This window comes from Bradyrhizobium sp. ISRA442, assembly GCF_038085055.1.
Taxonomy (GTDB): domain Bacteria; phylum Pseudomonadota; class Alphaproteobacteria; order Rhizobiales; family Xanthobacteraceae; genus Bradyrhizobium.
Window position 1 is genome coordinate 136,156 of sequence record NZ_JALGCN010000009.1, and the last position, 21,807, is coordinate 157,962.

Here is a 21,807-nt window from a genome sequence, read left to right on the forward strand (position 1 = left end):
CCACGGAGGCACATATGCGTAACTTCAACGAGAACACGATCACGGACGCAGTGCTGGAGCGGATCAAGGACGCGACGGATCCGCGGATCAAAGAGGTCAGCGAGGCGCTGGTGCGCCATCTTCATGCCTTCGTGCGCGAGGTGCGCCCGACCCAGAAGGAATGGGAATACGGCATCGATTTCCTGACCCGCACGGGTCACATGTGCGATGACAAGCGCCAGGAGTTCATTCTGCTGTCGGACACGCTCGGCGTCTCCATGCTGGTCGACGCGATCAACCATCCGATGCCGGAAGGTGCGACCGAGACCACGGTGCTGGGGCCGTTCTTCGTGCAGGCCGCGCCGGAGAAGGACAGCGGCGCGGATATCTCGGGCCCGATGGAGGGCGACCCGATGCTGGTCACCGGCTCGGTCTCGACCGTCGATGGACGGCCACTTGCGGGCGCCATTGTCGACGTCTGGCATTCCGACGATGACGGCTATTACGACGTGCAGCAGCTCGACGACATCGGCGGCGATCTCGCCATGCGCGCACGCTTCCACACCGACGCCAACGGCCGCTTCCATTTCTGGTCGATCAAGCCCGCCGCCTATCCTGTTCCGCATGACGGCCCGGTCGGCGAGATGCTCGAGGCGCAGGGTCGCCATCCCTGGCGCCCCGCGCACGTGCATTTCATGATCTCCGCACCGGGCTTCGAGCAGCTCGTGACCCACGTATTCGTTGCCGGCGACCAGTATCTCGACAGTGACGTGGTGTTCGGCGTCAAGGACAGCCTGATCCGCGAGTTCGTCCGCCACCCGCCCGGCCGTGCGCCGGATGGTCGCATGGTGGATAGCGCGTATTTTCATCTCAACTATGATTTCGGCTTGAAGCAGGTTGCGAGCAACGTGCAAGCCGCCTAAGCCGGACGGTAGCGGAACGGACCGACAAGAGTCCGGCATCGGGGGCAGAGAGGGAGCAAGGATGGGACCGCGGGTCAGCACAGCAGCATTGGCCGATCGCCTCACAGGCATGATTGGCCCGCGCGCGAGCGTTGCGCGCGGCGTGCTCGATCAGCATGGGCAGAGCGAATCCCACTATCGCAACCTGCCGCCGGACATCGTGGTGTTCCCGGAGACGACGCAGGAGGTCGCCGAGATCGTCAAGCTGTGTGGCAGCGCGAGTATGCCGATCATACCCTTTGGCGCCGGCACCTCGCTTGAGGGTAACGCGGCGTCGGTCGCGGGCGGCGTCTGCTTCGACTTCGCGCGCATGAACAAGGTGCTGGCGGTGCATGAGAGCGACATGGACGTCGTCGTGCAGCCCGGCATCACGCGAAAGCAGCTCAACGCGGCGCTGCGCGGCACGGGCCTGTTCTTCCCGATCGATCCCGGCGCCGACGCCTCGATCGGCGGCATGACATCGACCCGCGCTTCGGGCACCATGGCCGTGCGCTACGGCACCATGAAGGACAATGTCATGGCGCTGGAGGTGGTGCTGGCCGACGGGCGCGTGATCCGCACCTCACAGCGCGCGCGCAAAACCGCTGCCGGCTACGATCTGACGCGGATGTTCGTCGGCGCGGAAGGCACACTCGGGATCATCACCGAGATCACACTCAAGCTCCATCCCGTGCCGCAGGCGATCTCGGCGGCGGTCTGCAGCTTCGATACCCTGCACGATGCCGTCGACACGGCGATCTCCGTGATCCAGTCCGCCATTCCCGTGGCGCGCATCGAGCTGCTCGACGATGTCATGATGCGGGGCATCAATGCCTATGCAAAGCTCGGCTATCGCGAGGCCCCGACCCTGTTCTTCGAATTCCATGGTTCCGAGACCTCCGTCGCCGAGCAAGCCGAGGCCGCGCAGGCCATCGCCGCCGACCATGGCGGTCATGGCTTCGCCTGGGCCAAGGCCCCGGAAGACCGCAGCCGGCTCTGGCATGCCCGTGACAACACGCTCTATGCCGGCCTCGGCTTGCGGCCCGACGCACGCGCCGTGATCACGGATGTCTGCGTGCCGATCTCGCGGCTCGCCGAATGCCTGACCGAGACGCGAAGGGACGCAGACGAGCACGGCTTTACGGCCCCGATCGTCGGCCACGTCGGCGACGGCAATTTCCACATGCTGATCCTGATCGATCCGGCAAGATTGGATGAGGCCGAAGCCGCCAAGGCGCTGCAGGCCCGCATGGTCGGCCGCGCCATTGCCATGGACGGCACCTGCACCGGCGAGCACGGCATCGGGCTCGGCAAGATCGACTATCTCGCCGACGAGCTCGGCGAAGCCGTCGATGTGATGCGATCGATCAAGCGGGCACTCGATCCGAACGGCCTGATGAACCCCGGAAAGATCTTTGCAGGCGGAGCCCAGGCATGAGCACGGCGATCTTGCCCACTGAGGCCCCCTCGCCCGCGCCGCTGCTGGAGCTGCGCGGCATCAGCAAGGAATTTCCCGGCGTCAAGGCGCTGGACGACGTGTCCTTCGCCGTTTTCCCCGGCGAGGTCCACATGCTGCTCGGCGAGAACGGCGCCGGCAAGTCAAGCCTGATGAAGGTGCTGTGCGGCGCCTATCGCGCCGATGCCGGCGAGTTCTTCTACAAGGGTGAAAAGGTCGCGATCAGCTCGGCCGCCGACGCGCAGAAGCTCGGCATTGCCGTGATCTTCCAGGAATTCTCGCTCGTCCCCCATCTCGATATCGCGCAAAACATCTTCCTCGGCCGCGAGCCGAAGGGGCGCATTCCCGGCACGATCGACCGCCGCAGGATCCTGGCCGACGCCAGGCGCGTGCTCGACACGATCGGCTTCGACATTGATCCCGCCATCACCGTCGACAAGCTTGGCGTGGCGCAGCAGCAGATGGTCGAGATTGCGAAAGCGATCAGCCAGAACGCCCGCATCCTGGTGATGGACGAGCCAACCGCGGCGCTGTCCGACCGCGAGACCGAACTCTTGTTCGCGCTGATCGCGCGGCTGAAGGCCGATGGCGTTTCCATCGTCTACATCTCCCACCGCATGGCCGAAGTATTCGCGCTTGGCGACCGCATCACCGTGCTGCGCGACGGTCGTCGCATCGACGGCGTCCGCCCCGCCGACGTCACCCCGGACCAGCTCGTCCGCATGATGGTCGGCCGCAACGTCGACATGACCTATCCGCGCAATTTTGCCGACAAGGCTGGCGAGGTGCTGCTCAGGGTCAAGGATCTGGCGGCGCCGACCGGCATTTCCGACATCAACATCGAGGTGCGCCAGGGCGAGATCGTCGGCCTGTGTGGCCTTGTCGGCTCGGGTCGCAGCGAGGTCGCGCGCGCCATCTTCGGCGCGGATCCCGTGACCTCCGGCGAGATCATCTTCGACGGCAAGGCGATCTCCGGAGAGCCCGACATCGCGGCCCGCCGCGGCATCGCGCTGATCCCGGAGAGCCGCAAGAGCGAGGGGCTCGCGCTGCTCCGCTCCGTCAGCGACAATCTCGTCGTCTCGGCGTTGCGAAAGCTGTTCCCGAGCGGCCTGTTCGACCAGCGCAATGCATTGCGCACATCCGACAGCCTGATCCGACAGCTCCGTATCGCGACGCCGAGCGCGCGTCAGACCGCCGGCCTGCTCTCCGGCGGCAATCAGCAGAAAGTTGTGATCGGCAAGTGGCTGGCGGCCGGCGCAAAGCTCTTCATCTTCGACGAGCCGACGCGGGGCATCGACATCGGCGCCAAATCCGAGATCTTCGCCCTGATCGACCGTCTGGTCGCCGAAGGCGCGGCGGCGCTGATGATCTCGTCCGAGCAGGTCGAGATCTGCCATGTCTGCGACCGCGCCTATGTGATGCGCGAGGGCCGTATCGCCGGGCATCTGACGCGCAATGAGCTGACGGAGGAAAACATCGTGCGACTGGGGATGCATCATGCGTGAGGCCGCGGTCGCATCACAACCAAATCCGCTGCAACGCATTCCCGGCGTCGCCATCGTGCTGGTGCTTCTGATCGCGCTGTTCGGCGTGCTCGCGCCGGGCTTCCTGTCGGTCGCCAACCTCTCCAACGTGCTGGTGCAGTCGACGATCCTGACCATGCTCGCGCTGCCGATGACGCTGATCATCATGACGGAAGGCCTGGATCTGTCGATGGGCGCGGTGTTGACGCTGACCTCGCTCTGCGTTGCGATCGTGTCGCTCGCGACCAAGTCGATGCTGCTGGGCCTGGGCGCGGGCCTGCTGGTCGGCGCGGCCTTCGGCACCGTCAACGGCTGGCTGGTTGCGATCCTCCGCATTCCGCCTTTCGTCGCGACACTCGGCACGCTCGGCATGGCACAGGGCCTGTCGCTGATCGTCAGCGACGGCCAGAGCGTGGTCGGCATCCCCCACAGCGTACGGGACATCTATTCCGCAACGCTTCTGGGCGTTCCTGTGCCGATCGTGATGGCGCTCGTCACCTATGCAGCGTTTCACGTCCTGCTCTATCATACCCGCTTCGGCACCTACATCTTCGCCCTCGGCGGCAATCGCGAGGCACTGCGCTATGCCGGCCTCTCCGCGAACCGGCTCCTGATCGCGGTCTATGCGATCGGCGGCGCCATGGCCGGCATCGCCGGCCTTTTGATGACCGCGCGCATGAATTCCGGGCATCCGACCGCGGGTCTCGGCCTCGAATTCGACGCCATCGCAGCCGTGGCGGTCGGCGGCACCTCGTTCGAGCGTGGCAATGGCTGGCTGCTCGGCACCGTGCTCGGCGTGATCGCGGTGGGCGTGCTGCGCAACGGGTTGAACCTGATCTCGCTGCCGTCCTCGGTGCAGGTCGCGAGCGTCGGCGTCCTCGTCATCGTCGCACTGTTCCTCGATGGCCTTCGGAGCCGGTCATGACCGACATCACCAAAGAGACCATCGCACCGCCCCGCTCGTTCCTGTCGCAGGACGCGATCCAGCTCTTCTATCGCCTGCTCGCCGCGTTCCTGATCTGCGCTGTGCTTGCGGTGCTCAGCGATTCCTTCCTGAGCCTCGGCAACATCCTCAACGTGCTGCGACAGGCGAGCCTGACCTTCTTCATCGCGTCAGGCCTGACGCTGGTGGTGCTGACCGCGGGCCTCGATCTCTCCGTCGGTGCCAATGTCGCGCTGTCCGCCTGCCTCGCCGGCACGGTGATCCACCAGACCGGCTCGCCCGTGCTCGGCATCCTCACCGCGCTGGTCGTCGGCGGCGTCGTCGGCTTGCTCAACGGCATCATGGTCACCGCGCTGCGCATCCCCTCCTTCATCGCCACCTATGGCATGCTGTGGGTGCTGAACGGCCTCACCTACTGGTACATGGCCGGCGACACCATCCACGGCTTCCCCGCCGGCTTCCGTCAGATCGGCAGCGGCTATCTCTTCGGCCTGCCGATCCCGGTTTATTTGCTCCTGATCTTCCTTTCGATCGGGACACTGTTCGCGCAGCGGACGATCTGGGGCCAGGAGATTTATGCGATCGGCGCCAATCCAGTCGCGGCACGGCTCTCCGGCATTCCGGTCGCCCGGCGCCTGCTCCTCGTCTATGCCGTGTCCGGCACCATGGCGGGCCTAGCCTCTATCATCTTCCTGTCGCGGCTCAATTCGGCCGAGGCCGATATCGGCGAGACCCTGACGCTGCCCGCGATCGCGGCCGTGCTGATCGGCGGCACATCGCTGTTCGGCGGCCTCGGCACCGTGTTCGGCACCTTCGTCGGCGCGCTGATCCTGACGCTGGTGTTGAACGGCATGAACCTCTTGTCGGTCAGCGCCAACTGGCAGCCGCTCGTCACCGGCATCATCGTCATTCTCGCCGTCTGGCTGGACATGAAGACCCGGCGCCGCGGGCAATGAGTTCCTGATATCCAACAAGCCAAAATGAGGGATGGAGACGACATGAGACACCGGAAACTGGGCTACCTGGCACTGCCGCTTCTGATGGTCGCCGCGTTGACCACGCAGGCCCGCGCCGACGGCGAGACCATCGCCGTCTTCACCAAGAACCAGACCAATCCCTATTTCCAGACCGTGCGGGTCGGCGCCGACGTTGCGGCCAAGACGATGAACGCCAAGACGCTGCACTACATCCCGACCAAGCCCGACTCGATCCCCGAGCAGCTCAGCCAGATCGAGGACGTCGTGGTGAAGAAGCCGAGCTCGATCGTCTTCATCCCCGTCGACTACAAGGCCATGGTGCCGGGGGTCGAGAAGATCAACGAGGCCAAGATCCCGGTGGTCAACATCACCGACCGCTCCGCCGGCGGCAAGTTCGTCTCCTTCATCGGCGCCGACGATTACAGCCTCGGCCTCGAGACCGCGCGCTATCTCCTCAAGACGCTCGGCGGCAAGGGCAACATCGTCATCATCGAGGGCGTCAAGGGCTCGCTGACCAACGTCGACCGTATCAGAGGCTTCAACGACGCCATCAAGGAGAATCCGGGTGCCAAGCTGCTGGCCTCGCAGCCCGGCAACTACCAGCGGCTCCAGGCGCTCCAGGTGATGGAGAATTTGATGCAGTCCAACTCGCAGATCGACGGCGTTCTCGCCGCCAACGACGCCATGGCGGTCGGCGCGATCGAGGCCCTCGACGGCGCGAACCGCAAGGCGCAGGTGATCGGCATCAACGGCACCAAGGAGGCGATCGACGCCATCAAGTCGGGCAAGCTGCTCGCCAGCGGCGACTATAACGGCTTTGCGCAGGGTTGCCTCGGCACCATGATGGCGATCCGCTCCCTGCGCGACCAGCCGGTCATCAACGAGATCGTGCTGAAGCCGACCGTCATCACCAAGGACAATTACAAGCCGTTCGATGTTCCGCTGGAGCAGCGGAGCTGCCCGACCTTCGAGGAGGCCGGCAAGCTCGGCAGCAAATAGACTCCGCACATCATCGCAAGCCTGGACGGCCGCTCTCTGCGGCCGTCCATCAAGACTGGAGTTACAATGCTGTTCGCAATTCACGCGCTCGACCGCGCCGGCGCGCTGCCGATCCGGCTTTCCAACTACGACGCCCACAAGGCCTTCCTGAGCGACACCTCGCGCTTTGGCGTCAAGATCGTGATGTCGGGCCCCCTCGTCTCGGACGACGGCCAGACCATGATCGGCAGCCTGTTCCTGATCGAAGCTCCCGGCCGCGCCGAGGTCGAAGCCTTCAACCGCGCCGATCCTTTCGCCGCCGCAGGCATCTGGGAAAAGGTCACGATCACCGGCTTCCTGCGCCGCCAGGGTTGAGTCCCTGCGGCGGCTCCTCAAGATGACACGCCACCCATTGATTGCTTCCGGTGGCGCGGAGCTGCGGTTCTTCGGTCCGGCAGCGATCGAAAGCAAACGGACAGCGGGTGTGGAAGCGGCATCCGCTCGGCGGGCGGATCGGGCTGGGCACGTCGCCGCGCAGGATGATCGGGCTGCGCGCAGCGCCCGGCTCGGGCACCGGCACCGCCGACAGCAGCGCCTGGGTGTAAGGATGTCTCGGCGCGGCGAAGATCTCCTGCTTCGGCGCCAGCTCGACGATCTTGCCGAGATACATCACCGCGACGCGATGGGTCATGTGCTCGACGATCGCCAGATCATGGCTGATGAAGAGCAGCGCGAGGCCGAACTCGCGCTGGAGGTCCTGTAGCAGGTTGACGATCTGCGCCTTCACGGAGACATCAAGCGCGGAGACCGCCTCGTCGCAGACGATCAGCTCGGGGTCGGCCGCGAGCGCCCGCGCGATCCCGATGCGCTGACGCTGGCCGCCCGAAAACTCGTGCGGCCTGCGGTTCAGCGCCTCGCGCGGCAGCCGCACGGTGTCCATCAGCGACGCCACGCGTGCCTCGAGGTCGGTTGCCGACTTCGCAAGACCAAAATTGCGGATTGGCTCGGCCAGGATGTCGCGCACGCGCATCCGCGGATTGAGGCTCGAGAACGGATCCTGGAACACGACCTGCACGCGGCGGCGCATCTGGCGGAGGGCGCGCGGTGAGGCGTCATCGATGCGCTGGCCGTCGAGGATCACCTGGCCGGCCGTGACGTCGATGAGACGCAGGATGGCGCGGCCGACCGTCGACTTGCCGCAGCCGGATTCGCCCACGAGCGACAGCGTCTCGCCGCGCTCGATCTCGAAGGACACCCCGTCCACCGCGTAGACCCGCTCGGACCTGCGGCCGAACAAGCCGGCGCGCACCGGAAAATGCTTCTTGAGGTCATTGACCTGGAGCAGCGGAGGACTCATGCCGCGGCGGCTCCTTTGGCGGCGTAGTGACAGGCGGCGATATGTCGAGGGCCCTTCTCTTCGAGGCCCGGCGCATATTGGCGACAAAGATCGGTCACCAGCGGACAACGTCCGGCAAAGACACAGCCGGTGATCGGCTTGCGCAGATCCGGCACTTGGCCGGGAATCTCGGCCAGCCGTTTCGAGGCACCGGAGAGCGAGGAGCCGAGCCTCGGCACCGCGCCGAGCAGGCCTTGCGTGTAGGGATGGCGCGGCGCGCGAAACAGCTCGGCCACCGGCGCCTCCTCGACCTTGCGGCCGGCATACATGACCATGACACGCTCGGCGATCTCGGCGACGACGCCGAGATCGTGGGTGATCAGGATGATCGCCGCACCGACCCGGCTCTTGAGATCCAGCATCAGTTTAAGGATCTGCGCCTGGATCGTCACATCGAGCGCGGTGGTCGGCTCGTCCGCGATCAAAAGCTTTGGATTGCATGCGAGCGCGATCGCGATCATCACACGCTGGCGCATGCCGCCGGAGAGCTGATGCGGATATTCGCGCACGCGCCGCTTCGGCTCGGGGATGCCGACCAGCGTGAGCATCTCGATTGCGCGCGCTTCGGCCTTCTGCTTGTCGAGGCCCTGATGCATCATCAGCGTTTCGCGGATCTGCCGGCCGACAGTCAGAACCGGATTGAGGCTCGTCATCGGCTCCTGGAAGATCATCGAGACGTCGTTGCCGCGAATGGCGCGCATCTCCCGATCGGAAAGCTGCAGCAGGTCTCTGCCCGCGAAGCGGATGGTGCCCGCGATCCGGCCCGGCGGCTCCGGGATCAGCCGCATCAGCGACATCGAGGTGACCGACTTGCCGCAGCCGGACTCGCCGACGATCGCCAGCGTTTCGCCTTCGTTGACGTGGAACGACACGCCTTCGACCGCGCGGTTGATGCCGCCGGGTGTGCGGAAGTGGGTTTGCAGATTCTCGACTTCGAGCAAGGCCATCGCGATTCGACTCGACGCGCTAGAGACGCTTGGCCATGCGCGGATCGAGCGCATCGCGAAGACCATCGCCGAGCAGGTTCACGGCGAGCACGGTGACGGACAGGAAAGCCGCAGGAAAGAACACGATGTAGGGCTTGACCTGCCACAGCGCGCGGCCCTCGGCCATGATGTTGCCCCAGGACGGAACGGTGGGCGGCGTGCCGGCGCCGATGAACGACAAGATCGCCTCCGTGATCATGGCGCTGGCGCAGATGTAGGTCGCCTGGACCAGCATCGGCGCGAGCGTGTTGGGCAGGATATGGCGCAGGATGATCATCGGCGTACGCGTGCCGCAGGCCACGGCCGCGTCCACATACGGCTGCTCGCGCAGCGAAAGCACGACACTGCGCACGAGGCGCGAGACGCGCGGGATCTCGGCGATGGTGATGGCCAGGATGACGTTGCCGACGCTGCCTCGCGTCAACGCCATCAGCGCGATCGCCAGCAGGATCGGCGGGATCGCCATCAACCCGTCCATGAACCGCATCACGACGCCGTCGGCCCAGCGCACGAAGCCGGACACGACGCCGATCGCGAGGCCGGCAAACGAGGCAAGTGTCGCAACCGATAGACCAACCGTGAGTGAGACTCGTGCTCCATAGAGCACGCGCGAATAGATGTCGCGGCCGAGCACGTCGGTGCCGAACCAGAAATCGGCCGACGGCGCGCGGGTGCGCTTGGCGGGGGCCAGCGCGGTCGGATCGACGGTTCCAAGATACGGCGCGAAGATCCCGATCAGGATGAGCACAATGAGCAGCGCGCCGCCGATCGCGACCGTTGGATGGCCGCGCAGAAAGCCGATGATGCCGCGCCGGATCCTAACCGGCTGCAGCAGCTCCGGGAGCTGCGGTGCGATGACGAGGCCGGCCGGAAGCGGCTGCGTGTTAACGGTCGTGTCGGTCAATAGCGGATCCTCGGATCAACCAGGGTGTAGATGACGTCGATCAACAGGTTGACCAGCACGTAGACGAAGCTGAACAGCAGCACGATGCCCTGGATGACGGGATAGTCACGCCGCAGGATCGCATCCACCGTCAACCGGCCGAGGCCGGGAATCGCGAACACGCTTTCGGTCACGACCGCGCCGCCGATCAGGAGCGCGATGCCGATCCCGATCACGGTCACGATCGGCACCGCCGCGTTTTTCAGTGCGTGAATGAACAGGATACCGCCCTGCCCCAACCCCTTGGCGCGCGCGGTGCGGATATAATCCTGCTGCAACACTTCGAGCATGGCAGCGCGCGTGATCCGGGCGACCAGGGCGATATAGACGCAGCCGAGCGCGATCGCCGGCAGGATCAAATTCTCCAGCCACGGCCAAAAGCCATCGCTGAGCGGCGTGTAGCCCTGCACCGGAAGCCATTCGAGCTCGAGCGCGAAGATGTAGGCGAGCATGTAGCCGACCACGAAGACCGGCAACGAGAAGCCGAACACGGCGAACGCCATGATGGCACGGTCGATCAGGCTTCCCGCCTTCCACGCAGCCACCACTCCGAGCGGCACCGCGACGACGATCGTGAGCAGGAGGGTGACGGTCATCAGCGACAGCGTCGGTCCGAGACGCTGTCCGATCATTGCGGAGACCGGCAGGTTGGTGAAGATCGAGGTGCCGAGATCGCCGTGCAGGATGCGCCAGACCCAGTCACCAAACTGGATCAGGAACGGGCGGTCGAGGCCAAGGCTCTGACGGATGCGCTCCACATCCTCCGGGCTCGCCTGATCGCCTGCAATCACCACGGCCGGATCACCGGGCGCGATGTAGAGCAGGCTGAACACGAACAGAGCGACGATCGCCATCACCGGCAAGGTCGCGACGATGCGCCGGAGGATATAGGAGAGCATCTGGCTTCAGCGCACCGTCATGCGGACTTCGACACGCCCCAGAAGAACGGCAACGGCCCCTTGGTGATGCCGGCAACGTTCTTGCGCCAGGCCGTGTAGCTCAGGAAGAAACCGGTCGGCGCGTAGACGACGTCCTCGAGCGCCGCCTTGTTGAGGCGACCGACTGCGGCCTTCTCCTCGTCGAGATTCTTGGCGTCGAACCAGGCCGTGACCTCCTTCTCGACGCCTGGGCTGTTGGGCCAGCCGAACCAGGCCTTGTCGCCATTGGCGCGAACGGCGGTGTACGGGGCGGGATTGATGCAATCGGCGCCCGCATGCCAGGTGTGGAACATGTTCCAGCCACCCTGCCCTGGCGGTGTCTTCTGCGCGCGGCGGGAGCCGACCGTGCCCCAGTCGGTCGCGACGAAGTCGACATTCATGCCGAGCCTCTTCAGGAGGTCCGCAGTCACGTCGCCCTGCGCCTTGGTGATCGGCTGGTCCTGCGCCACGAGGCACGTGACCGGCTGGCCCGCATAGCCGCTTTCGGCGAGCAGCTTCTTGGCAGCGTCGAAATCGCGCTTGCCCTTCAGGATCTCGCCGCCCAGTTCGCTATAGAGCGGCGTGTCCGGCGTGAAGAAGCCGGGCAGCGGCTTCCAGAGCGCATTGTCGTCCCCGACGATCGCGCGCATGTAGTCTTCCTGACTGAGCGCCATCAGCACCGCGCGGCGCGCCCGCACGTCGTTGAAGGGCGGGAACAGGTGATTCATGCGGAACGATCCGATATTTCCCAGGGGATCGCCGATGTCGACGCTGATGTTCTTGTTCTTTTTCAGCACGGGGACGAGGTCGGCAATCGGGTTCTCCCACCAATCGACCTCGCCGTTCTGCAAGGCGGCAGCCGCGGTGGCCGGATCCGGCATCACCACCCACTCCACGCGATCGACCAGGATCTGCTTGCCGCCGGCGAGCCAGGACGCCTTCTCCTGCCGCGGCACATAGTCGGCGAACTTCTCGAACACGGACTTCGCGCCGGGCACCCACTCGGACTTGGCGAACTTCATTGGCCCGGAGCCGACATAGTCGGTGATCTGCTTGAACGGGTCGGTCTGCGCGATGCGCTCGGGCATGATGAAGCTGCAAGGCGAATTGTTCTTGGCGAGCGCGTAGAGCATCTTCGGGAAGGGCTGCTTCAGGACCCATTTGAAGGTGCGGTCGTCGACGGCGGTGAGCTCCTGTTGCAGGGCCTTGATCATCAGGCCCATCGGATCGCGCGCCGCCCAGCGCGAGAGGCTCGCGACGACGTCCTTGCTCAGCACCGGCTCGCCGTCATGGAACTTCAGCCCCGGCCGCAGTTTGAACGTCCAGGTCGTGCCGTCGTCGGTCACCTCCTCGGACTCGACCATCTGGCGCTGCGGCTGGAGCTGCGCGTCGATCCCATAAAGTGTATCCCAGACCAGCGCGGCGGCGTTGCGCACGACGTATTGCGTGCCCCAGATCGGATCGAAATTGGCGAGGTTGGCTTGCGGCACGAAACGGAGGGTGCGTGCGGCGGCGCCTTGCGCCAGCGCGGGGGCAGCGAGGCCACTGGTCAATGCCAGACCGCCTGCGCCGGCCAGTCCCTTCAATACGGTCCTGCGATCCATGAAGTCCTCCCCGTGGTGCTGTGATGCCAGCCGCTCAAGGACCGAGCGCTGGTGAAACCGACGCCGTCGCGGTGCAAATGGTATGCCAGCAATCGAGCTTTGGCCAACAGGATTCTGATCGACCCTTGACACTTCTCTTGGCACTTCTCTCTTGGCACTTCCACGCAAGCAGCTCGACACTGCCGCAATCGGCGCGCCTCGTCGTTCCCTCGATGAGAGGGCACAGGGAAGGTCGGGCGCCGGCTGGCACCCATGAGGCCCCTGTGCCAAGACATTGCGCACCCTATGCACAGGGGAGAGACAGGGCAGCCAGTGGCCCATTCGCTGTCATTCCACATTGCGCAAGTGCGCAATGGGGCGCGCCATTTGGCGCGAGCCCGGTATCGATTTCTCCGCGTCGCACGCTGCACGATGGATTCCGGGCTCGCGTCATCGGGCCGCGCTCCGCGCGGACCCGTTGGCGCGCAATGACGGCATAAGTTGCGATGTCACGATGACACAATTCGTCAACTCGCTGCGCTGTCGGAACCCTGGCATGCGACCCTGGTTGATGATCTAAGCATCCTCCTCTCCCGTGATCGCGCGCTTCCTTCCCCGGAGTTTCATCGATGACTTCAGCCGACCGGCCGGCGACACGGCTTGCGACACGGCTTTCGTTTCTGGTCGCGGGCTTCGGTATCGCGTGCTGGGCGCCGCTGGTGCCGTTCGCCAAGGAACGGCTTGCCGTCGATGATGCGGTCCTTGGCTTGCTGCTGCTCAGCCTCGGCATCGGCTCCGTCGTCGCGATGCTCGCAACGGGGATCCTGAGCGCGCGCTATGGCAGCAAGCCGATCATCATCGCCGGCGGGCTCGGCCTCGCCCTCGTGCTGCCGCTGCTGACAATCGTGGGCTCGCCCGTGGCGCTGGCGCTGGCGCTGCTCGCATTCGGCGCCTCGCTCGGCTCCATCGACGTCGCCGTGAACATCCATGCGGTCGAGGTGGAGCGCGCGGCGGGGCAGCCGCTGATGTCCGGCTTTCATGCGCTCTTCAGCATCGGCGGGTTCGCCGGATCCGCCGTGATGACGACCCTGCTCTCATTCCACCTTGCACCACTCGCAAGCACGCTGATCTGCTCTATGCTGATGCTGCTCGCGATGGGGCTTGCCTGGCCGCGCCTCTTACGCTCGCCGCAGACGCAGGACGGGCCGCTGTTCGTCCTTCCGCACGGCATCGTGCTCTTGCTCGCGCTGCTTGCCGCCATCACCTTTCTGGTCGAGGGCGCAATCCTCGACTGGGGCGCGCTGCTCGTCATCGGCGCCGACCTCGTCGGCGAGGCGCAAGGCGGCATCGGCTACATCGTATTCTCGATCGCAATGACGGCGGGGCGGCTCGGCGGCGACGCCGTCGTGGCGCGTGTCGGCGATCGCGCGACGCTGGTGTCGGGAAGTTTGCTTGCAGTCGCGGGTCTTGCGGTGCTGCTGCTCGCAACCGGCGCGGCCGTTGCAATGGCCGGCTTCCTGCTCATCGGCCTCGGCGCTTCAAACCTGGTGCCGGTGCTGTTCCGCCGTTCCGCCACGCAAACCGCGATGCCGGTCGGGCTTGCGGTGGCGGCGATCACCACCGCCGGCTATGCGGGCATTCTGATCGGCCCCGCCGGCATTGGTTTTGTCGCCCATGCCGGCGGCCTGCCGTTGGCGTTCTGGATGCTCGCCGCGCTGATGTGCCTCGTCACGCTCTCGGCGCGCACGGTCACGGCGAAGTAGAAAAGCGCGCCACGGCAGGCCGTGACGCGCTTCGCTATGGACGGCGCGCGTCAAGCGCTCGCCTGGGTCACAAACTTGGTGTTGAGGTAGCCCTCGATCGCCTCAAGTCCGCCTTCCGAGCCGTAGCCGGAATCCTTGATGCCGCCGAACGGCACCTCCGGCAGCGCGAGCCCGTGATGGTTGATCGACACCATGCCGCTCTCGACGTCGGCACCGATCGCCTGCATCGTCTTGGTCGAGGTGGTGTAGGCATAAGCCGCAAGCCCATAGGGCAGACGGTTCGCCTCGGCCACCACCTCGGCGTAGCTGCGGAACGAGGTGATCGGCGCGACCGGACCGAACGGCTCCTCGTTCATGATGCGCGCATCGCGCGCCACATCGGTCAGCACCGTCGGCTCAAAGAAGAAGCCTTCGTTGCCGATGCGCTTACCGCCGGTGCGCACATTGGCGCCGCGCTGCACTGCGTCGGAGACGAGGCCTTCCATCGCATCGACGCGGCGTGGATTGGCGAGCGGCCCCATGCGGGTGTCCTTGTCGAGGCCGTTGCCGACCTTGAGGCTCTTGGCGGCCGCGACGAACTTGTCGACGAACGGCTCGTAGACGCTCTCATGCACCAGGAAGCGCGTCGGCGCCACGCAGACCTGGCCGGCGTTGCGGAACTTGTTGGCCGACAGAATCTTGGCCGCGTTGTCCAGATCGGCATCCTCGAACACGATCGCCGGTGCGTGGCCGCCGAGCTCCATAGTGACGCGCTTCATGTGGGCGCCGGCCAGCGCAGCGAGATGCTTGCCGACGGCGGTCGAGCCGGTGAAGCTGATCTTGCGGATGATCGGGTGCGGGATGAGATATTCCGACACTTCGGACGGTACGCCGAAGACGAGATTGACGACGCCGGCGGGAATGCCCGCGTCCGCATAGGCCCGCACCAGCTCCATGCAGCTTGCCGGGGTCTCCTCGGGCCCCTTGACGATGATCGAACAGCCCGCGGCGAGCGCAGCCGAGATCTTGCGCACCGCCTGGTTGATCGGGAAATTCCAGGGTGTGAAGGCGGCGACGGGGCCGACCGGCTCCTTGGTCACGAGCTGGGAGACGTTGCCCATCCGCGGCGGCACGATGCGGCCATAGGCGCGGCGCGCTTCTTCCGCGAACCAGTCGATGAGGTCGCCGGCCAGCATGGTCTCACCGGTTGCTTCCGCGATCGGCTTGCCCTGCTCCATGGTCATCACCGGCGCGATCTCGGCGGCGCGCGAGCGAATGATGTCGGCCGCTTTCCGCATCAGCTTGTAGCGGTCGAACGGCGAGGTCCGGCGCCAGGTCTCGAAGCCGGCCTTGGCGGCTTCCAGCGCCTGGTCGAGGTCCCTGCGGGAGGCGTGCGGGGTCTTGCCGATCGGCTGACCGGTCGCGGGGTTGAGGATGTCCTCCGACTTGCCGGAGGAACCATCGGTCCACTCGCCGGCGATGAACATCTGAACTTTCGGGTACATCCTTGCTGCCTCCTGACATGATTTTCGCATCGTCGGCGGGATGGGCGCCCGCCGTTCCAAGCCGGGGCAGAGCTACACTGAAAGCCGGCCGGCGAAAAGGGATCCGTGATGTCGCAGCAGCGCATCGCTGATCTTCCTCTCATGCAGCGAAAGAGAGGCGCAGGCGGCGCCAGCCGATGACGATCCCGGTGATGGAGAATACGAACCCAAGGGCGCAGAGGCCGACGATCAGGCCGTCACGCAGCATCGGGTGCGCCATCAGGACCGGAAAATCGAGCGTGTGCAGCGCGCTGTAGAGCCAGCGATAGGCCCGCCGCGACGCGTCGAGCCTTTGTAGTGCGGTGCCGTCGGCAGCGTCGATGTCGAACCAGACGTCGCCGCATATGGTACGGTAGACGGGCGCGCGAGAGACGACGGAGTACGCGGGATAGTCGTCGTTGGCCGCAAGGACGGTCGGCGTGTCGCAGCCTGTCGCAAGGCGGGCAACAAATCGCTGGACCTCGCCCGCACTGAGGAATCCCGTCTGCCGAACCGGCCCGCCCTCGTCTGCGCCGAACAGGACTTGCTTATCGAGCGCGATCCGGTCGCGGCGATAGAGTTGGCCGTTGAAGGCGAACCATTCGACCTCGCGGGCGGACGGCGACAGCGGCGCATGATCCAACGACACGGCTGCGATCCAATCCGGAGCAGCGCCCGCGGCGACCGCTTCGGCTGGCGTCAACTCGCCGCGCGAAAACAGCCGGCCGTGATCCATGGAGAGCCAGCCGCTGAAGATCCATGTCAGCACGAATGTCGTCGCCACAAGGCCGATGATGTGATGCAAGGCGTGCCAGCCGCGATAAGGCAATCTGATCCGCGCGATGCCCAACACCGCACCGAGTACGGCTGCGATCAGAGCCAGCAGCGACAACGTCCAGACCAAGCGATCCCATAGCGGCCAGTTGCTTCGGAGTACCGTCGGATAGATCCAGTGCAGGACGCTGCCGGCGAAATTCCAGCCACGCTCGCTCCGCGTCGTGTCCAGCACGACCTCGCCTGTGCGGGGCGATACATAGACCTCGGTCCCGGCGGCGTCGCCGAGCCCAACGCGAAACAACGGCCGGTGCCGATCAAAACCGTTCGGCACGCTCCATTGATCGTAGCGGGCGCGCGCGACGATGGCCGCATGCGCGGCGTCGAGCCCGCGCCGGCGGGCATGATCCCGTGCGATCGCAAGCGCGACATCGGGCGACGCCACCGCTGCATCGGTTCCATCGGAGGCGCGGACGGCGCGCAAGCGCGACGGGCCCGAGACGATGTACACGGGACCGTTGCTGCGCTGGATCAGGCGAACGCGCCTGGCGTCCGCGATCCCGCTGGCGGCGACCGCGTCAGCAGCGGCGATGACCACCGACGTGCGATCGAGACTCGCGAGGCCAGCAAAGCGTTCCGCCTCCGTCAGCGACGGAAACGGAACGAAGTGCATCACGATCCCTGTCGCGAACCACATGGCGAACAGCAGGCAAAATGCGATGCCGAGCCAGCGATGCACAAGGACGATCGCGCCCATCATACCTTCAGCGCCTCACCATTTGAACGCCGCGGAGACCTCGTAGGTGCGTGGCGCTCCCAAGAGGATCTGATCGGGATAGAACGGGTCACCCCAGATCGCATAGCGCTTGTCGGTGATGTTGCGCACGCGGAAGGTCAGGCGGGCCTGGTCGACCGCGCCAAACACCGTCCTGGGGATGTCGACGAAGGCATAGACGTCGGCCACAGTGTAGGCTTTCAGCGTCACGACGTTCGCATCGGTGTTGAAGCGGTCGCCGACATGGCGGCCGACGATGCCGAGCTCGACCGGCCAGGGCGTGAAGAAGCGGTACGATGCCCCCGCATTGGCGACGATGCGCGGTACGTTCGGCGGGGTGTTCCCTGAGAACGATCCACCGACGAAATTGTAATCGGCGTAGCGCGCATCGACATAGGCAATGTTGCCCCACAGCCGTAGCGCGTCGATGGGACGGACAGACGCCGCGAGCTCCACGCCCTTCGACTCCTGCCGTCCGGCAATGTTGAGCTGCATGCCGCCAGCCGCAGCATAGACGTTCTTGCGCTGGATGTCGTAGGCCGAGAACGACCACTCCGCCCTGTTGTCCCAGAACAAACGCTTTACGCCCGTCTCATAGGTGCGCGAAGTCGTCAGGTCGAGCGGCTGGGTGGGTGCGAGCAGGAAGATGTTGTTGGCGGAGACATCAGCCCCGGTGGCGTACTGGCTGAAGAAGGTCAGGCCGGGAACGGCCTCCCAGGTGTAGCCGAAGCGGCCCGTCACCGGTGCCCAGGACTGCGAGAACGGGAAGTTCGCCTTCTCCAGCCCGTTCACGTCGGTCGCGTTGCGGTCGAGCCCGATATGCTCGACGCGCAGGCCGCCGACCAGCGCAAAGCTGCGTGTGAGTTTCAGCCGGTCCTCGAAAGTCAGCGCCTCGTTGTCGATGCGCGCGGTCTGCTGCTGCGTCGTCAGCAGGCCGTAATAGCCGCGCACGGGATCGACCAGCGTGACCTGATCGTGCGGAAAATTGGCGGCCCCCGGCCGGACGAAGTCGAGGTTACTCACCGCAAGCGTCGTGACAAGGCGATTATCGAAGCCTGCGATATTCGTGTCCCAGGTCAGGTCGGTGATGTTGCCGACCAGCCGCTGGCTGTGCGCGACATAGAAGCGCTCGCGGTCGACCAGGTTCGAATTGGCATTGAACGCCTCGACTTCGTTGTTGAACCACTCGCGCTCCGCGCCATAACCGTAGGCCTGGCTCTTCAGGGTGAGGCCCGGCGCGAGCTTCAGCTCGAAGCCGCCGCGCAGCCACACCTCCTGAGCGACGTTACGGTTATCGAGAACGTTGTAGTTGGTATTGAAGGTTCGGTCGTCGATGGTGACGGCGCCGAGGTTCGAGCCGTTGTAGTTCGAAACGTAATTGCCGGAGACGATGCCGCTCGTCGCATGCGAGCCGCTGAAGGCGATCGGCACCAGCGGCACGCCCCAATAGGGGCTCCCGCGATCCTCGCGGTATTCGATCGCGCCCCAGATCTTAAGACTGTCGGAGATGCGGTAGTTGAGCTGGCTCGAGACGTCGAACGTCCTTGTATTGGTATCGTCGGCAAAGCCGTGCAGCGAGGAACGGCTGATGTCGAAGCGGTAGTCGAGGCCTTGTACGTTGGTGCTGCCGCCGGAGCCGTAATGGGCGCGGAACGAGTTCAGGGAATCCCAAGAAAAATCAGCTTCATTCCGGATCGGTCCGGTATGCGGCTGCTTGGTGACGACATTGACCGCGCCGCCGGCGGCGCCCTCGCCCGACATCACCGAGGCCGGGCCTTTCAGGAATTCCACGGCCTCGAGATTGGCCGTGTCCATGATGCGCGACGTCATGTTCTGCGGGCCGATCTTGATGCCGTTGTAGAGCATGTTGATCTGGCTGTTGGTGAAGCCGCGCATCGAGAAGGCCGATGGCTCGGCCGGATTGTCGCCGGAGGTGACGCCGACCGCACCTTGGGCGACCTCCGAAACGGTGCGGTAGCCCTGCTCGCGCATGGTCTCGGCCGAGATCACCTCGACGGTTGCGGGGATCTCGCGCACGGTCAGGCCGAGGCGCGAGGCGCTTACGGCCACCGCATTGGTGTTGAGCGGTGTCTGCGCCGTGGTCGCGACAACCGGGTTCTGCGCGGCCGGCACTGCGGCAGGCCTGACGGCCGCGGTTCGGCGCACGGACCGTCCCTCGCTGCGCGCAGGCTTGGCCGGTTTGCGGGACGGGGCGGGGGTCACCTCGACCGGCGGCAGCGGATCGCGGGCCTGCTCCGCGGATGCCGCAGGCATGTCAATTGACGCAAGCGATGTGAGGGCAGCGGACGCGAGCAGGACTTTGCGCGGACTCGCCGCACGGATGAAAGACATGGTTCGAACCTCGGTGTGACGTCAGTGGCACGTCACAGCGAACCAGGTCTCACCTTCGGCCTTGCAGCCCTCCGATGAAGCCGAATGTCTGTACTCCCCGACCGACATTTTCGCGTGTGACCACGGCTGACGGCAGGTCTCCTGGCTTGCGGGTCATGACCGCTTCGTCGCCTTCCCGGGACCGAGGGCCCAGTGGCTCCTGACGAAGGATTCTCCGCTCACAGTTGCGGGGGCAGCTACGGCATTGGGGATACATCCCCGCACCGCATTCCCTTTTCATCCCCTTTCGGGGAAACCGTCAGGGACATCTAGGATTAAGAGGCGGACCGAGTCAATGTATGTGGGCTGGGCTGCGGCGTTCTTGCCGCAGTGGTTTTCAGGAGACATCGAATGGAAGGCGAGACCTTCCTCTGGCTGATACGTCATGCGGCCGTCGACGGCATCGCGGGCACGATCCATGCGGCGGAGGCACCGGCCGATCTCGGCGACCGCACGCGGATCAACGCGTTGCGACGCTGCCTGCCGCGTGAAGCTGTAAGCTATGCAAGCCCTTCGCGGCGGACGGTCGATACGGCACGCGCGCTCGGGCTCAGCCCTAGGCTCGCACAGGAATTCGGCGAACAGGATTTTGGCGACTGGACCGGCCAGCGCCACGATGATCTGGCTGCGGCGGGCGGCGATACCTATGCGCAATTCTGGAACGACCCCGCGCGAGCTAAACCGCCCGGTGGTGAAAGCTTTGAGGAACAGATCGCCCGCGTCCGCCAAGGCCTCTCGACCGTCAAAACCGGTCCGGTCATTCTCGTGGTCCACTCCGGCACGATCCGCGCCGCGCTCTGCATCGCGCTCGATCTTGCGCCGCGGGCGGCGCTCCGCTTCGTCATCGATCCGTTGTCGCTCACCCGCATCGACCGGCTCGCGACCGGCTGGCGCGTCGTGTCCGTCAATCAGCGCGCCGGCTGAACATCAGGCCGGACGATCCGGCACGTTGGCCTCGGCAAACGTCGCCATGCCGTTGTGGAGTGCGCAGGCCAGACGGACCAGCGGCAACGCGATCGCGGCGCCCGATCCCTCACCCAGCCTGAGATCGAGGCTGATCAGCGGCTGGACGTTCAGCGCGCGCAGAACCAGCCGATGCCCCTGCTCCGCGGATTGGTGCGAGGCCAGCAGAAACGGCTGGCATGACGGGTTGAGACGAACCGCAGCCAGCGCCGCAACCGAGACGATGAAGCCATCGATCAGCACCGGAATGCGGCGCTGCGCGGCGGCGATGATCGCGCCGCAGATGGCCGCGATTTCGAGACCACCGACGGCGTACAGGATCTTCTCAGGCGAAGCATCGGTCAAACCATGGCGCGCGATCGCGGCGTCGATCACGCTTGCCTTGTGCGCGCGGCCGGCCGCATCGATGCCGGTGCCGCTGCCCGCGATCTCCTCGGCGCTCATAGCGAGCAGGCTCGCGGCAATCGCCGCCGAGGTCGTGGTGTTGCCGATGCCCATCTCACCGAGAATGAGTAGATTTGGCTGTGAGGCCGCGGCGCGAGCCACAGCGCGGTGCCCGCATGCAAAGGCAAATGCCAGTTCCGACGGTTCGAGCGCGGCCTCGACGCTGAAGTCGCGGGTGCCGCTGCGTGGCTTGTCGGTGATGATACCGGCCATCTTCGCCTGCGCCAGCGTGCCGGCGTCGACTACCTCGAGGGATGAGCCGAGCTCACGCGCCAGCACCGAGATCGCGGCGCCGCCGGACGCAAAATTTGCCATCATCGCAATGGTCACCGCCTGCGGATAGGCCGACACGCCTTGCGCGACCACGCCATGATCGCCGGCGAAGACGATGATCGGGACGCAGCCAGCGCGCGGCTGCTCGGTGGCCTGGAGCCCGGCAAGCTCGATCGCAAGCTGCTCGAGCCGCCCGAGCGCGCCGGTCGGCTTCGTCAGTTGCGCCTGACGCGCGGTCGCGGCGTCGCGATGGACCGCGGAGATATCAGGACATTTCTGGTAGACCCATTCGGGAAGCAT

The 21,807-nt window shown here is 65.5% G+C and carries 18 protein-coding genes and 1 riboswitch; of the genes, 9 read left to right on the plus strand and 9 right to left on the minus strand.

Features of this window, described 5'->3' with window-relative positions; genetic code table 11:
- Window positions 1–14 precede the first annotated feature (14 nt).
- The 7 genes from MTR72_RS20295 to MTR72_RS20325 all read left to right on the plus strand — a co-directional run bounded on the left by MTR72_RS20295 (window position 15) and on the right by MTR72_RS20325 (window position 7,172).
- Window positions 15–902 (plus strand): intradiol ring-cleavage dioxygenase, encoded by an 888-nt coding sequence (locus MTR72_RS20295; protein WP_280964776.1) that lies wholly within the window; start codon window positions 15–17, stop codon window positions 900–902.
- Window positions 903–963: 61 nt separating this feature from the next.
- On the plus strand, window positions 964–2,358 hold the full coding sequence (locus tag MTR72_RS20300; protein ID WP_341510872.1) for an FAD-linked oxidase C-terminal domain-containing protein: 1,395 nt from the start codon (window positions 964–966) through the stop codon (window positions 2,356–2,358).
- Complete coding sequence (locus tag MTR72_RS20305) at window positions 2,355–3,881, plus strand: sugar ABC transporter ATP-binding protein (protein ID WP_280964778.1); 1,527 nt, start codon at window positions 2,355–2,357, stop codon at window positions 3,879–3,881. Before MTR72_RS20300 ends, MTR72_RS20305 begins: the two co-directional genes overlap by 4 nt.
- Window positions 3,874–4,824 carry an ABC transporter permease gene (locus MTR72_RS20310; RefSeq protein ID WP_280964779.1) on the plus strand — a complete coding sequence of 317 codons (951 nt, stop codon included), beginning with the start codon at window positions 3,874–3,876 and terminating at the stop codon, window positions 4,822–4,824. The genes MTR72_RS20305 and MTR72_RS20310 overlap by 8 nt, the downstream gene beginning before the upstream one ends.
- Window positions 4,821–5,798: an ABC transporter permease gene (locus MTR72_RS20315; protein WP_341510873.1), complete on the plus strand. Its 978-nt coding sequence runs from the start codon at window positions 4,821–4,823 to the stop codon at window positions 5,796–5,798. Before MTR72_RS20310 ends, MTR72_RS20315 begins: the two co-directional genes overlap by 4 nt.
- 42 nt (window positions 5,799–5,840) lie before the next feature.
- On the plus strand, window positions 5,841–6,818 hold the full coding sequence (locus MTR72_RS20320; protein WP_280964781.1) for a sugar ABC transporter substrate-binding protein: 978 nt from the start codon (window positions 5,841–5,843) through the stop codon (window positions 6,816–6,818).
- 66 nt (window positions 6,819–6,884) lie between these two features.
- Window positions 6,885–7,172 carry a YciI family protein gene (locus tag MTR72_RS20325; protein WP_280964782.1) on the plus strand — a complete coding sequence of 96 codons (288 nt, stop codon included), beginning with the start codon at window positions 6,885–6,887 and terminating at the stop codon, window positions 7,170–7,172.
- On the opposite strand, the gene MTR72_RS20330 is transcribed toward MTR72_RS20325, so the two are convergent.
- From MTR72_RS20330 to MTR72_RS20350, 5 genes are read right to left on the minus strand one after another with little or no spacing between them, the layout of a single operon-like run.
- A complete protein-coding gene (locus MTR72_RS20330; protein WP_280964783.1) occupies window positions 7,144–8,154 on the minus strand; it encodes an ABC transporter ATP-binding protein in 1,011 nt (336 codons plus the stop codon). The two genes, MTR72_RS20325 and MTR72_RS20330, sit on opposite strands and share 29 nt — an antisense overlap.
- Complete coding sequence (locus MTR72_RS20335) at window positions 8,151–9,140, minus strand: ABC transporter ATP-binding protein (protein WP_280964784.1); 990 nt, start codon at window positions 9,138–9,140, stop codon at window positions 8,151–8,153. Before MTR72_RS20335 ends, MTR72_RS20330 begins: the two co-directional genes overlap by 4 nt.
- 19 nt (window positions 9,141–9,159) lie before the next feature.
- Entirely contained in the window at window positions 9,160–10,083 is a 924-nt protein-coding gene (locus tag MTR72_RS20340) for an ABC transporter permease (RefSeq protein ID WP_280964785.1), read from the minus strand.
- Entirely contained in the window at window positions 10,080–11,021 is a 942-nt protein-coding gene (locus tag MTR72_RS20345; RefSeq protein WP_280964786.1) for an ABC transporter permease, read from the minus strand. Before MTR72_RS20345 ends, MTR72_RS20340 begins: the two co-directional genes overlap by 4 nt.
- Window positions 11,022–11,038: 17 nt before the next feature.
- On the minus strand, window positions 11,039–12,643 hold the full coding sequence (locus MTR72_RS20350; RefSeq protein ID WP_280964787.1) for an ABC transporter substrate-binding protein: 1,605 nt from the start codon (window positions 12,641–12,643) through the stop codon (window positions 11,039–11,041).
- Window positions 12,644–13,251: 608 nt separating this feature from the next.
- Between MTR72_RS20350 and MTR72_RS20355 the strand changes: the two genes are divergently transcribed.
- A complete protein-coding gene (locus MTR72_RS20355) occupies window positions 13,252–14,385 on the plus strand; it encodes an MFS transporter (protein WP_280964788.1) in 1,134 nt (377 codons plus the stop codon).
- Window positions 14,386–14,435: 50 nt separating this feature from the next.
- On the opposite strand, the gene MTR72_RS20360 is transcribed toward MTR72_RS20355, so the two are convergent.
- From MTR72_RS20360 to MTR72_RS20370, 3 genes are all read right to left on the minus strand, one after another.
- Window positions 14,436–15,869 carry an NAD-dependent succinate-semialdehyde dehydrogenase gene (locus tag MTR72_RS20360; protein WP_280964789.1) on the minus strand — a complete coding sequence of 478 codons (1,434 nt, stop codon included), beginning with the start codon at window positions 15,867–15,869 and terminating at the stop codon, window positions 14,436–14,438.
- Window positions 15,870–16,008: 139 nt separating this feature from the next.
- On the minus strand, window positions 16,009–17,421 hold the full coding sequence (locus MTR72_RS20365; protein WP_280964790.1) for a PepSY domain-containing protein: 1,413 nt from the start codon (window positions 17,419–17,421) through the stop codon (window positions 16,009–16,011).
- A 12-nt stretch (window positions 17,422–17,433) separates the two neighbouring features.
- On the minus strand, window positions 17,434–19,788 hold the full coding sequence (locus MTR72_RS20370) for a TonB-dependent receptor (RefSeq protein WP_280964791.1): 2,355 nt from the start codon (window positions 19,786–19,788) through the stop codon (window positions 17,434–17,436).
- 114 nt (window positions 19,789–19,902) lie between these two features.
- Window positions 19,903–20,103, minus strand: a riboswitch (cobalamin riboswitch).
- A 75-nt stretch (window positions 20,104–20,178) separates the two neighbouring features.
- On the opposite strand from MTR72_RS20370, the gene MTR72_RS20375 reads away from it, so the two are divergent.
- A complete protein-coding gene (locus MTR72_RS20375) occupies window positions 20,179–20,751 on the plus strand; it encodes a histidine phosphatase family protein (RefSeq protein WP_280964792.1) in 573 nt (190 codons plus the stop codon).
- A 3-nt stretch (window positions 20,752–20,754) separates the two neighbouring features.
- On the opposite strand, the gene cobT is transcribed toward MTR72_RS20375, so the two are convergent.
- Entirely contained in the window at window positions 20,755–21,807 is a 1,053-nt protein-coding gene (gene cobT, locus MTR72_RS20380) for a nicotinate-nucleotide--dimethylbenzimidazole phosphoribosyltransferase (RefSeq protein WP_280964793.1), read from the minus strand.

Coding starts and splice junctions, on each gene's coding strand:
- cobT (WP_280964793.1), bottom strand. CDS start 21,807: ATGCTTCCCGAATGGGTCTACCAGAAATGTCCTGATATCTCCGCGGTC.
- MTR72_RS20360 (WP_280964789.1), bottom strand. CDS start 15,869: ATGTACCCGAAAGTTCAGATGTTCATCGCCGGCGAGTGGACCGATGGT.
- MTR72_RS20320 (WP_280964781.1), top strand. CDS start 5,841: ATGAGACACCGGAAACTGGGCTACCTGGCACTGCCGCTTCTGATGGTC.
- MTR72_RS20355 (WP_280964788.1), top strand. CDS start 13,252: ATGACTTCAGCCGACCGGCCGGCGACACGGCTTGCGACACGGCTTTCG.
- MTR72_RS20350 (WP_280964787.1), bottom strand. CDS start 12,643: ATGGATCGCAGGACCGTATTGAAGGGACTGGCCGGCGCAGGCGGTCTG.
- MTR72_RS20305 (WP_280964778.1), top strand. CDS start 2,355: ATGAGCACGGCGATCTTGCCCACTGAGGCCCCCTCGCCCGCGCCGCTG.
- MTR72_RS20325 (WP_280964782.1), top strand. CDS start 6,885: ATGCTGTTCGCAATTCACGCGCTCGACCGCGCCGGCGCGCTGCCGATC.
- MTR72_RS20295 (WP_280964776.1), top strand. CDS start 15: ATGCGTAACTTCAACGAGAACACGATCACGGACGCAGTGCTGGAGCGG.
- MTR72_RS20375 (WP_280964792.1), top strand. CDS start 20,179: ATGGAAGGCGAGACCTTCCTCTGGCTGATACGTCATGCGGCCGTCGAC.
- MTR72_RS20310 (WP_280964779.1), top strand. CDS start 3,874: ATGCGTGAGGCCGCGGTCGCATCACAACCAAATCCGCTGCAACGCATT.
- MTR72_RS20345 (WP_280964786.1), bottom strand. CDS start 11,021: ATGCTCTCCTATATCCTCCGGCGCATCGTCGCGACCTTGCCGGTGATG.
- MTR72_RS20370 (WP_280964791.1), bottom strand. CDS start 19,788: ATGTCTTTCATCCGTGCGGCGAGTCCGCGCAAAGTCCTGCTCGCGTCC.
- MTR72_RS20300 (WP_341510872.1), top strand. CDS start 964: ATGGGACCGCGGGTCAGCACAGCAGCATTGGCCGATCGCCTCACAGGC.
- MTR72_RS20330 (WP_280964783.1), bottom strand. CDS start 8,154: ATGAGTCCTCCGCTGCTCCAGGTCAATGACCTCAAGAAGCATTTTCCG.
- MTR72_RS20365 (WP_280964790.1), bottom strand. CDS start 17,421: ATGATGGGCGCGATCGTCCTTGTGCATCGCTGGCTCGGCATCGCATTT.
- MTR72_RS20315 (WP_341510873.1), top strand. CDS start 4,821: ATGACCGACATCACCAAAGAGACCATCGCACCGCCCCGCTCGTTCCTG.
- MTR72_RS20335 (WP_280964784.1), bottom strand. CDS start 9,140: ATGGCCTTGCTCGAAGTCGAGAATCTGCAAACCCACTTCCGCACACCC.